Annotated in this window: 10 protein-coding genes; 1 reads left to right on the top strand and 9 read right to left on the bottom strand. The window is 62.9% G+C overall.

Annotated elements, in window-relative coordinates:
• Positions 1 to 537 precede the first annotated feature (537 nt).
• The 7 genes from BM052_RS19680 to BM052_RS17905 all read right to left on the bottom strand — a co-directional run bounded on the left by BM052_RS19680 (position 538) and on the right by BM052_RS17905 (position 9,155).
• On the bottom strand, positions 538 to 891 hold the full coding sequence (locus BM052_RS19680; RefSeq protein ID WP_143084891.1) for a hypothetical protein: 354 nt from the start codon (positions 889 to 891) through the stop codon (positions 538 to 540).
• Between the two features lie 222 nt (positions 892 to 1,113).
• Positions 1,114 to 1,455 carry an SEL1-like repeat protein gene (locus tag BM052_RS17930; RefSeq protein ID WP_143084890.1) on the bottom strand — a complete coding sequence of 114 codons (342 nt, stop codon included), beginning with the start codon at positions 1,453 to 1,455 and terminating at the stop codon, positions 1,114 to 1,116.
• Between the two features lie 311 nt (positions 1,456 to 1,766).
• Entirely contained in the window at positions 1,767 to 3,161 is a 1,395-nt protein-coding gene (locus tag BM052_RS17925) for an HlyD family type I secretion periplasmic adaptor subunit (protein ID WP_091149120.1), read from the bottom strand.
• Complete coding sequence (locus tag BM052_RS17920; RefSeq protein WP_091149118.1) at positions 3,158 to 5,332, bottom strand: type I secretion system permease/ATPase; 2,175 nt, start codon at positions 5,330 to 5,332, stop codon at positions 3,158 to 3,160. The genes BM052_RS17925 and BM052_RS17920 overlap by 4 nt, the downstream gene beginning before the upstream one ends.
• A complete protein-coding gene (locus BM052_RS17915) occupies positions 5,325 to 6,962 on the bottom strand; it encodes a TolC family protein (protein ID WP_177198551.1) in 1,638 nt (545 codons plus the stop codon). Before BM052_RS17915 ends, BM052_RS17920 begins: the two co-directional genes overlap by 8 nt.
• Positions 6,963 to 8,051: 1,089 nt before the next feature.
• Positions 8,052 to 8,282 (bottom strand): helix-turn-helix domain-containing protein, encoded by a 231-nt coding sequence (locus tag BM052_RS20475; RefSeq protein ID WP_177198550.1) that lies wholly within the window; start codon positions 8,280 to 8,282, stop codon positions 8,052 to 8,054.
• Between the two features lie 390 nt (positions 8,283 to 8,672).
• On the bottom strand, positions 8,673 to 9,155 hold the full coding sequence (locus tag BM052_RS17905) for an AAA family ATPase (protein ID WP_255406248.1): 483 nt from the start codon (positions 9,153 to 9,155) through the stop codon (positions 8,673 to 8,675).
• 9 nt (positions 9,156 to 9,164) lie between these two features.
• Here BM052_RS17905 and BM052_RS17900 point away from each other — a divergent pair, with 9 nt between their 5' ends.
• Entirely contained in the window at positions 9,165 to 9,494 is a 330-nt protein-coding gene (locus BM052_RS17900; RefSeq protein ID WP_091149112.1) for a hypothetical protein, read from the top strand.
• Positions 9,495 to 9,537: 43 nt separating this feature from the next.
• On the opposite strand, the gene BM052_RS20025 is transcribed toward BM052_RS17900, so the two are convergent.
• Positions 9,538 to 9,699 (bottom strand): hypothetical protein, encoded by a 162-nt coding sequence (locus BM052_RS20025; protein WP_177198549.1) that lies wholly within the window; start codon positions 9,697 to 9,699, stop codon positions 9,538 to 9,540.
• A 309-nt stretch (positions 9,700 to 10,008) separates the two neighbouring features.
• The gene (locus tag BM052_RS20020) at positions 10,009 to 10,755 is read right to left on the bottom strand and encodes a hypothetical protein (RefSeq protein WP_091149109.1); all 747 of its coding nucleotides are present in this window, start codon (positions 10,753 to 10,755) and stop codon (positions 10,009 to 10,011) included.
• Positions 10,756 to 11,068 lie beyond the last annotated feature (313 nt).

Here is an 11,068-nt window from a genome sequence, read left to right as displayed (position 1 = left end):
TTGATAGTCCCGGTCCCGCCACCCTGCATAAGGGTGTTAATTTCGTTGTTGCCGAAAATCCGCGATGGATCGAAGCCCGTCGGATTAGGAACAAGCGCCACAATCTTGCCGTTGGCATTAGCATCTGCGAACCGCTCAGAGGCGTTGGACCAAAAGCCGCCGCTCGTGCTATTTATGAACGTGCGCGCGTCAATTTCAGAAAGCGCCGGATTTTCCCTCATTAGGGCTGCTACGGCCTCGTTTGCGAACGAAGTTGAGGCGAGAAGCTTTCCTACGTGAGTTTCATCAATGATTGCGAGCGACGGGTCGACTGCGTGCAAGGCCTTTGCGAGATCGTTGGTACTCACCTGCCCATTGACGCCACCAGAATAAAGGATTGCGCCCTGAACTGCGCCAGAACGATCCGCAGCCAAAGTCGCATCGGCAAGGGTCACGCGCGTACGTGCTACAATGGACTGCAGTTCAGCCAGCGTGGGCGGCGCTCCTGGCCGTGATTTGAGCGCATTCAGTTCGGCGATTGCTTCCTGGTAAGTAAGATCAGACACCGTAAAGCTCCCCTTTGGGCTCAAACCGAACGAAATAAGGCAAATTTCTGGGAGAGAAACCATGCCCCATCTTTGTCACAGACATAGCTTCAACGATCATAGCTCGTTGCTCTGGCGTCAGTTTTCCGTAAACACGCCACACTCCGGCGTCAGGTACACCCAAATTCTGCCGCTCTAGGGAGGTTATGGGCTCCGCAATTAGCGAGGCAGAGAAGGGTAGGCAAAAATGTTCGCCACGAATTTCTAGGTACTGACTGCCACCTGAGCCGCCAGACACAAAAAAAAGCTCAAGGTTTTTCCCTGAATCATAAGTTCTATTATTTGATTGATCGGTAATCCAGCTCATCTTCCGTTCTCCAAAAAGAGCTGGAAAAGACGTAATTTAGTATTTGTGCAGTTCCGGTTAAACGCGATAATATTGCAACTATCTATCAACTTGCCAACATGAGTTTCGTCGATAATCGCAAGAGTCGAATTGGGGGCATGCAATGCGGCGAAGAGTTCCAATCCGCGTTCTGGATCGTAGGTACGGAAGTTCACGTTGTCGGAAATGAAAGCCATCTCAATCCTATTCCGAAATTCTTGCGAGCAAATCGAGTCTTGCCTTCGCCTCGGCCAGCCCTGACATTTTCGGACCTCTGTCTACCTGCATGACCCGTCCCTTGGTTCCATTTCCTACTGACGGGACATACACCCACACTGGCCCGCCACTGTCCGAAGCCGCGAGGCGGTAAAGATCCCGAGCCTTCCCCAAATCTTGCTCCACCCCGTGCCCCTCTTCAAAGGCGATGCCGAGATCCAACTGCGCCTGCTTGTCCCCGGCTCGCGCGCGTGCGGCGAGTTGCTGCAATTCGGGAGCGACCTGACCTGCAAAGAGAGGAATGCCCATGTAGCTGAGAGGAATGCCCATGTAGCTGTTGCTACTTGCGCAGGCCGGGAGCAGCAGAAGGGTTACGGCCGTGACGATCCCGGCAGCAAACCGACGCATCATGCCCGCGCTTTGCACTGCAAACTGGCTTCACTCACGCAAGTGCTCCCCCTTCAACGCCGCCGCGCCATGCACATCCACCCCGATTCCGATTTTGACTGTAGCTCGGCAGATGTCGAAAGAGCAAGAACAAACAGATATTCTTCAAGATGTTACAATCCGTTCACCGGTTACTTCCGGCCATCTGCATCGGGTCATACCGATCACCATTTCGCGCACCCCGAATTTCGACCTCATCGCTCCCTCGCCGCCTGCGCGATGCTGGTCTGTAGCGGACTGAGCAGATAGCTGATGATGGCCCTGGTGCCGGTGCGCACGTCGACGGTGGCGGCCAGGCCGGGGGTAAGGGGGTAGCGGCGGCCGTCGGCGTCGATGTGGGCGCGCTCAAGGGTGATCGTGGCGATGTAGACCGGGCCCAGGTCCTTGTCCTGCACCGCATCGCGGCTGATCGAACGCACGCGGCCCGGCACCGTGCCGTAGCGGGTGAACGGGAACGCCTCGAGCTTGACCGCCGCGTCCTGGCCGGTGCGCACGAAACCGACGTCCTTGTTGAGGATGCGCGCCTCCACTTCCAGGCCGCCGCGCGAGGGCACCACCGCCATCAGCGGCTTGGCGGCTTCCACCACGCCGCCCAGGGTGTGGACTTCCATCTGCTGGACGGTGCCGTCCACTGGCGCGACAAGGCGCTGGAAGCGGCTCATCTGGCGGGCCTTGGTCACTTCCTCGCGCCGCAGGATGGCGTCGGCCTCGGCCTTGGCGAGATCGGTCAATGCGGTGCGGCGCGCCTGCTCGCGGGTTTCGCGGATCTGCTGCTCAAGCTTGCCGGCCTCCGAAAGGCCCCGGCTGACCTGGGTGAGCGCGACTTCGCGGTCGCCCGCCTCCTGCCGGCGCTGGCGCTGCAGTTCGAGCAGGCGCTGGCCCGGCGCGTAGCCCTTGGCATCGAGCCGGTTCATCCGCTCGATCTGCCTGTCGAGCAGCGGCACGGTATCGGCAAGGCGCGCCGCCTGCGCCCGCGCGCCTTGCGCGTCGGAAAGCGCCGAGGAACGGGCGGACGCCAGGCTGGCGGTGGTGGCCTCGATCTCCGCCAGCTGCGCCGCGATCAGGCGGCGCTGGGTTTCGGCGACTTGCGAGGGCGTTCCCTCCGGCGCGACGAAGTGCAGGCCCTGGCCGGAGAGGGCATCAACGATCGCGTGCCCACGCGCGATCTCCAGCTCGGCGCTCGCCAGCGCCTTTTCCGCCTGGGCAAGGTCGGCGCCGGTGAGCGTCGGATCGAGATCGAGCAGCGGTTGCCCCTTGCGCACCACGTCGCCGTTGCGGACATGGATCGCCCGCACCACCCCGGCGCCGGGCGACTGGATGAGCTTGGTATTGCCGGTCGGGATCAGGTTGCCCGGCGCGGAGGCGACGACGTCGACGCGCCCGAACACGGTCCAGGCGATCGTCAGCGCAAGGCCGATCAGCAGCACCCATGCCGTCACCCGCGCGGTCGGCGAAACCGGCCGCTCGGCCACTTCCAACGCGGCGGGCAGGAAGTCCGCCTCGGCCGAGGGAATGAAAGTCCTGGCCCGCTCGCGCTCGGTGCGCAGGGCTTCCTTCAGGACTTCCCAATGATGGCGCCATCCGCTCATGCCGAGATGCCCCCGCTCTGGCGCCGGTGCAGGTCGGCATAGCGCCCCCCTGCGCGCAGGAGCTGCTCGTGATTGCCGCGCTCGACGATCCGGCCTCCCTCGAGCGTGATGAGGGTGTCGCATTGGCGCACGGCGGAGAGGCGGTGGGCGATGATGATGACGGTGCGCCCTGCCGCCATCGCCTTGAGGTTGCGCTGGATGATCTCCTCGCTCTCGGCATCGAGCGCACTGGTCGCCTCGTCGAGAATGAGGATGCGGGGCTGGTTGACCAGCGCGCGGGCGATGGCGAGCCGCTGGCGCTGGCCGCCCGAGAGGTTGGTGCCGCGTTCCTCGACCGGAGTATCGTAGCCCTGCGGCAGCTTGACGATGAATTCATGCGCGCCGGCAAGCTCGGCGGCGGCCATGACCTTCTCGATTCCCATCGCCGGATTGGAGAGCGCGATGTTCTCGCGGATGGTGCGGTTGAACAGCAGGTTCTCCTGCAGCACCACGCCGATCTGCCGGCGCAGCCATGCCGGATCGATCTGGGCGATGTCGACGCCGTCGATGGTGACACGCCCCGAGGCGGGCACGTAGAGACGTTGCAGCAGCTTGGTCAGCGTCGACTTGCCCGATCCCGAAGAGCCGACGATCCCAAGCGTCGTGCCCGCGGCAATGGTGAGGTCGATATCTTCGAGCGTCCAGGGGCCATCGAGGCCATAGCGGAACTTCACCGCCTCGAACGAAACCGCGCCCTTGAGGTCGGGCAGGGCGACCCGGCTTCCCGTCCCAGGCTCTTGCGCCTGGTTGAGCACGTCGCCAAGCCGCAGAATGGCGATGCGCACCTGCTGGAAGTCCTGCCAGAGCTGCGCCATGCGGATAACCGGCCCTGAGACGCGCTGTGCGAACATGTTGAAGGCGACGAGCCCGCCGACGGTCATGTCCTTGTCGATCACCGCCCTGGCCCCGAAGTAGAGGATCAGCACCATGTTGAGCTTGGAGATCAGCTGGATCAGCTGGCTGCCGGTATTGCCGAGGTTGATGACTTTCTGCGAGGCGAAGCTGTAACCGGCAAGCTGGCGCTCCCACCGGTCCTGCCACTGAGGTTCGACCGCCCCGGCCTTCACCGTCTGGATCCCGCCGATGCTTTCGACGAGAAGAGCATTGTTGGCGGCCGAGCGCTCGAACTTCTCCTCGATCCGTGCGCGCAGGGGACCGGTGATGAAAACGGCGACCGCGATGTAGCATGGAATCGCCAGTACCGTGATGAGGAACAGCTTGACCGAATAGAACCACATCACGACCAGGAACACGACCGTGAACATCGGGTCGACCAGCACGGTAAGCGAGGCATTGGTCAGGAACTCGCGGATCGTCTCGAGCTGACGCACGCGCATGGCGACGTCGCCGACCCGCCGCGCCTCGAAATAGGCAAGGTTGAGGCCCAGCAGGTGCCGGAACAGCTTGGCGCCCAGCTCCACATCGATCTTCTGGCTCGTCTCCGAATAGAGCCGCGTGCGCAGCCAGCCAAAGGCGGTTTCCCAGACCGATACCACGGCAAAGCCCATGACCAGGATCGTCAGCGTATCCAGGGTGTTGTGGACCAGGACCTTGTCGATCACGTTCTGGAAGAACAGCGGCGCGGCCAGGCCCAGGAGATTGATCCCGAGCGTAATCAGCAGCACTTCGCCGATCAGCCGCCGGTACTTGACGATCTGCGGGATGAACCAGCTCACGTCGAAGGCACGGCTGACGCCGCCGATGCCTTCACGCGTCGTCAGCAGAAGAAGCTCGCCCGACCACATCGCTTCCAGTGCCGCCCGATCGACCTTCATGATCTGCGGCTGCACGCCTTCGGCCGAATGGCAGGGAGGCTGGATCAAGGCTTCCTCATCGGCCACGCGCGCAATTACGAACCAGCCAGAAGGGCCGTTCGCCAGCGCAGGCAGCGGCATCTGGCGCAGCTTGTCGAAACCGGCACGCACCGACCTGGCGCGGACCTCGTCCTGTCGCCTGGCAAGGCGCTTGAGGTCATCGGCCTCGATTGCCCGGTCGTGGCCGAGGCTGTGGCGCAACTGCTGCGGATCGACCGCGATCCGGTGCAGTGCCAGCACGGTCGCGAAGGCGATGAGGCCGCTGTCGTCCCTCGAAACCGATCCGCCCGGCGGCGGGGAGACATGTGCTTTACTCATCGGGGATATTCTTCTCGGAGTTGTTCGTTGTCGCGGCGGGCCCGGTGGTCGCCAGCGGCCTCTCGCGCGCGAATACGGGCGGCGCCGGTATCGCAGCGGGTTCGACAGCGGTTGGTGAAATCATGGACTGCGGCTTGCCGTCCGGCGCGCCCAGGCGATCGATCGCACGGATCACGCCGCCCCAGGGAATCCCGCTGCGCCCCGCCGCCTTGCGCGTGTACTGGGCCGGATCATACGTCGCAGCGCCCTCGACCAGGCGGCCCGCCTCGAGCTGGCCCAGTTGGCGCAGCAGGTAGGCCTGCGCCACATAGCTGTCCCGCTGGCTGGAAAGCAGCGCAAGCTCCGTCTCGCGCAGCGAATTCTGCGCATAGAGCACATCGAAGGTCGAGCGCAGCCCCTCGCGATACTCCTCGAAGATTCCTTCGTAGTATACTTTCGCGGCGCCCAGCTGGACCGATTGGGTTGCGACGTTGCGCTCGGCGGTCACCCACTGGTTCCACGCATTGATGATCGTCTGCACCATTTGCCGGCGCACCGCCTCGATCCGCAGGCGATCCGCGCTCTCGCGGTTCTGAGCCTGCGCGACGAGCGAGCGCACCCGCCCGCCGGCCAGAAGCGGGATCGTGAGCGTCGCGCGCCCGGTAAAGGTCACGTCATGGTCGCGCCGATCGAAGGGCACGGCTTGTCCGTTCGTGCCAGCGACGCCTTGAAATGACAGGGTAGGCCGCGCTTCCGAACGGGCCGCGGCAATCTGCGCGCGCGCTGCACGTTCCCGCGCCATGGCCTCGCGCAAATCGGGGTTCGATGCTTCCGCGATCTCGAATGCCGCATCGATCGTTCGCGGAAGACCGGGCAAGGTCGGCCCCGGTGCAAGATTGCCCGGTTCGCGCCCGACGATCGCCGCGAAAGTGGCCCTGCTCGCCTCATACTGGGCCCGGGCCGCATCGAGTTGCACCTGCGCGGCCTGCATCTGCGTTTCGGCCTGAGCAATGTCGGTTCGCGTGAGTTCCCCTGCTTCCCGGCGGGCGATCACTTCACTCAGCATCCCTTCCAGGACGCGCACATTCGTCTCGCGGATAGCGACCGCGCGGGAATCCATCCGCACGTCGCTGTAGGCGGCGATGAGGTTGACAAGCATGTCGCCCTCGGCGCCCCGCAGGGCCTCGCGGCCGGCCTCGATCCCGGCACGCGCGTTCGCGACCGCGCTGCTCACCCTGCCGCCGGTGTAGAGCGGTTGATCGGCGACGAGACTGGTGGTCAGGACATTGCGCTCGATGTTGGGATCGTTCAGCCGGTCGGTGAGCGAGCGCGAGGCCTGCGTGACTCGCCCGGGGAGCGTCAGGTCGTACTGGCCGGCAACTTGAAGCTGCACCGTCGCGCGCGCCTGCGCCAGCGCCAGGCCGAGTTCGTCGTCGCTCGCGCGAAGGTCGTAGCGGCTTGCTGCGAGCACCGGATTAGAGAGGTAGGCCTGGACGATCGCGGCGGCGAGGCTGTCGTCAGGCGGCGCCTCAACCTGCTGCTGCTCCTGCGTCAACGGCAAGGGCTCGGGATAGCCTTGGGCGCTGACGCCGGCATCCCTCGCGTGGTCGGCGCCCGATGCCTGTGCCGACAATGCGCTCGGCGATATCAAGAACAATGCGCCGGCGATAGAGCCGGTGAAAAACAATGGTTGCATAAAGGGTGAAGACTGCCCATCCGCCAATAGAGCAAACCATCGCATGCGGGTTGCCGAAAGCCGATCGGCCGCGGCGTCGCCCGCACGTCGTGGCAACTTGCAGCGCCGCGGACAACCGCGCCGCGATCAGGTCACGAAATCGTGCGCCCGGCCCGCCAGATCACGCAGGCTGCTGCTGCGAAGACATCAGCAACGGCATGCCGGGATCGCATATCTTCGCGGTGGTAATTTCTCTGTAAGTTCACGAATAAACACCCCCGTGTCGCATCAATGCGATGCTTCTTCGCATGGGCTATTTCGCTGTCAATGAAAATGCGACCAAACACCCAAGTTACAATTATTTAATCCACCGGATTCGGTTCTGCCCGTCTGGTCCCGTCACCGCCTCCGTTCGGCGGCCGCAACGAGCAAGTAAGAGCCAGGTTGGGAAGGCGGGGCAGAAGGCCGTTTTAGGCATTGCGTCTTATCAGGGTCGGGAATTGCTCCGTTTGATCCAGACGGGCAGAACCGGCAATTGATGCAAGGCCACTGCACCGCCCGCGCACAAAGCTGCAGCAAGCAGCAAGGCGTCTCCAGTGCGGGCGGAACTGCGATCGAAGAACAAACTGATGCATGTCGCCAGAACCGCCAGGCCGATGGCGGTCCCATAAGGCGACAGTATCCAACGCTAGCGCAGAACTTGGCGATCATTGCGCCGATGCAGGCATCGGCCAGGGAAAGCCGCTCAACATGCACAGAACAGGAGATGGATAGTACCTATGCTCGCTTCGTCGGGCCGCTTTGGTACTTGTGTGCGGCGCGCTGGTCGGCATGGGCGCGGCAGGCTTAGGTGGAAGCTTCATGCGTCTCTCCTTCCCCGCCGGGAGATCCGCGGCGGACGTGACAAGGCGTGCCCGGAAGCGCTCCGGGCCTTGACAAGACTGGCGGGATGAAGGAGATCAGGAGTGTGAGATCCTAGATCTTTCCGGGGTTCCGCTGTTCGTGCAGTGGGCCCCCTTTTCATGTCCGTAGTCGCAGGCTTTGGTGCTTGGCCTTACTACTTGGTCATGCAGTATCTCCTTGCTGATCGGGGTAGTTTGCGGGCCAAAGTTGAGCTGGCGTGAAGCCAGCGGCATCGGCGATGGCTTCTTCAATTCTCCGTGAACGTCCTCGGCCCTTGCAGACCATCGTTACGGAGGTGGGCGCAACGCCGAGTGCGCGCGCAATCGCTGACAGCGAGGTGCCGCGAGCGCTAAGCGCCCACTTGATATGCTCGTGTTGCGGTACGTTGGTCATGCGCGCCTTGTCGGAGTGTGTCTCAACGGGGCTGGGCAAGTTAAGCAACCCCCAGCCACATCGCGAATCACACAACCGAGAATCTATTGTCAAGTATTCTAACGGGACCATGTGGATAAATGCTGTATCCCCAAACCGTGTATGCAGTAGCATACAGGGTTTGGGGATAACAGTAAGCGTTTTCTTACAGGGATGTGAATAAACAGAATTATCGCAATTTTTATTGATACTACTCTGACTATGATATTTGATCATCTCCTCAAATAACGTAGTAATATTACTATCTGCCTGGTTTTATAATCTGCAAGTCTCGGCTGCGTTCCATGAGCTGACGCATCGAAAAAGTTCTGACTTCCCGGCGTCGCGTATGTCGCCACTTATGCGACAGCATTATGCCGCGATCTGCTCGCGGACGAACCTCGCCCGTTCGGCCACTGGCACCAGCGGGAGCGCGACGAGTTCGTAGCCCAAGCCGCAGTAGACATCGACCATCGCATGGAAAGTGGCTTCGGCTTCCGCCAACGTTTGCTTGCGCTCCGCATCCTGCTCGAAGATGGCTGGCCAGGGGGGTGCGATAAATACCCTATTCGCATAGCGCCGCTGCTCGGCCGCGCGCAGTGCTGGAGCCGGTATGGGTAACCCGCACAGCCGTAGGTAACCGACCACATCGGGGATGCCGCGATCGAAGATGATCGGGCCAGGAGCGCTCCGCGCCTCCCGGTAGGATCGCATTTCACAAGCCAACATCAAGGCGGCAAGCGCGCGCTCGATCGCGTTGCGTTCATTCGGCGTCGCATCGATGGCACGGGCCTGTTGGCGCACCGCCTTGCCGAGCGTGCGCCAGCGCTTTTTGTCGATGCGCTCGCGTGTCAAGCTGTTCACTTGCTTGAATGCTTCGACCAGCCGCTCGATCAGCTAATGCCGTTCCGCACGGGCTACTCTGATCGTCGCGACCGCGAGCTGCCTTGGAGTTACTGGCTCCGCCTAACCAGCGAAGGTCGCCTGCGCGACGAGGACAGTTTGCAATGGGCGACGGTCCGCGAGGCGCTGTGGCTCGGCCGCCTGGGCATGGCGCCGGTGCGCTGGCTCGACGCCCAGCTGGATCTGTTCCTCGCCGCCCTGGTCATGGCGAACCTTCGGACGAGAGTGGGCGCGTGGGAGGCCGGCACGGACCTGGCCGCCCACCGCGCGAAGATCGCCGCGGAGACCTGAACAAAGCTCGCCGGCGCGGCGCGAACGCCGCGCCGGCAAACCCTTAGCGGCCCTTGGGCTTCTGCCCCGGCGTCTGGTCTTGGCCCAGCGCAGAACCAGCGAGGGTGCGGACCTGGGCGGCTGTCGGCTTCACGCGTCCGGCGAGCACGCCGGCAGCGAGAGTGGAGACCTTGGGCGACGTCTGGCGAGGAGTGTTCTTAGGCATGTGAATGCTCTTTCCGTCACACCTGGTGACAAAATGTTTGTGATTGTGGTAGAAAAGAGCCCTGAGGATGCGCCGATCGCGAGACCGGTCACATCCCCAGGGCAGCTGCTCTAAAGGCGGCTTGCCACATCGGGATACTCCTTTGCTGCTCCGGGCTACGGGCGTGAAGTTGGTTCCTGGGCGGTTGGGGCGTTGGCGCGCCCTTCCCACCGGCGAATGAGCCGCGGGCCTTTTTGGCTTGCGGCTCTTCCTCGTTCTGGGGCCAGTCGACGATGTCGTACTCCCCTTCTCGAAGCTTGCTGATCGGCATCACTGAGGGGTGCCCCCCCCATAAAATTGCTGCGTTCCCGGTGCGGCCGGCGCAGCGACCGCGGCGCGCGAACCCAAGGCGTCGAGCGCATTGGGCACCGACGGCGGCGGCGGGATTGAAGGAGGAGGAGGCGGCGGGACCTGGGCAAGCGCGTTGGGCGCAGGCGGAGGGGCCGGCGGCACGCTCGGCAGGTCTAAGGGATTGGCCTGGGCGACAGGCGGCGGGGGCGCTGGCGGTGCGGGTGGTGCCGGCGCCGCGACCAGGTCGACCGATCCGCCATGCGGCTGAAGCATCTCGTCCAGATCCGCGAAAGCGAACCGATTGGCCGCCTCATCCGTCACCAGGAAGCTAGTCCAACCCTGCTTTTTGACGTAGCCGTGCTCAACATACCCTTCAAGAAGGCGCTTGGCCTCCGAAGGCTTCATGACACGGCCCTCGAGGTGCCTGACCACCTCGACGACCCGATTGGCGTCGAAGACCTGCCCTTCCTTGTGGAGGACCTGGAGCACCTTCCGCCAGCGCTGGGAGATAGCCCCTGGCTGGCGGCCGCCCGACGTCGGCTGCTGCCCCGTCTCGTCCTTGCGGCCGGCGCTCGGCTGCGCAGGAGAGCGACGCCGGCTCGGCATCGCATCAAAGATCTTCTCCATGCCGTTCAGCTGAACGCGCGCATGATCCAGCTCGGACTCGAGGCGAGCGACCAAGGCCCGTTGGGCCTCAATGATCTCGAAAGGTGACTGCGTGGACATGCCGCCGTTATATCCGCCAGGCCGGTGCGGAGAAAGGTGCGCGGATAGATCTTTTCCCCATACCCCGCCTCGTTTCATCTGTAATTAAGCACGCTCTAGCGCTGATCGTCTGATTTGCGCGTGTTGTGAACGATGAATGGAATCGGTTTGATGGTCGTTTCGATGATGTTGTGGGCTTTAGGTGTGTGCTGAGCGATTCAAACCCGCACGTCGCGTTAATACGCTCGGCTTCATTGATTGACCTGTGCCCATTTGCGTGACCCGATTGAAGTGATTTGCTCTGGTTGAGCGATGAGCCAGTTCCAAGCGTCGC

It is taken from the genome of Novosphingobium sp. CF614, assembly GCF_900113255.1.
In the GTDB taxonomy this organism is placed as follows: Bacteria; Pseudomonadota; Alphaproteobacteria; order Sphingomonadales; family Sphingomonadaceae; genus Novosphingobium.
This window is presented reverse-complemented; position numbering and strand designations above follow the sequence as displayed.

Excerpts from the sequence above, each read along its gene's own strand:
- BM052_RS20025 (WP_177198549.1), bottom strand. The coding sequence starts at position 9,699 with ATGCCTAAGAACACTCCTCGCCAGACGTCGCCCAAGGTCTCCACTCTC.
- BM052_RS17930 (WP_143084890.1), bottom strand. The coding sequence starts at position 1,455 with ATGGGCATTCCTCTCAGCTACATGGGCATTCCTCTCTTTGCAGGTCAG.
- BM052_RS17925 (WP_091149120.1), bottom strand. The coding sequence starts at position 3,161 with ATGAGCGGATGGCGCCATCATTGGGAAGTCCTGAAGGAAGCCCTGCGC.
- BM052_RS19680 (WP_143084891.1), bottom strand. The coding sequence starts at position 891 with ATGAGCTGGATTACCGATCAATCAAATAATAGAACTTATGATTCAGGG.
- BM052_RS17920 (WP_091149118.1), bottom strand. The coding sequence starts at position 5,332 with ATGAGTAAAGCACATGTCTCCCCGCCGCCGGGCGGATCGGTTTCGAGG.
- BM052_RS20020 (WP_091149109.1), bottom strand. The coding sequence starts at position 10,755 with ATGTCCACGCAGTCACCTTTCGAGATCATTGAGGCCCAACGGGCCTTG.
- BM052_RS20475 (WP_177198550.1), bottom strand. The coding sequence starts at position 8,282 with ATGACCAACGTACCGCAACACGAGCATATCAAGTGGGCGCTTAGCGCT.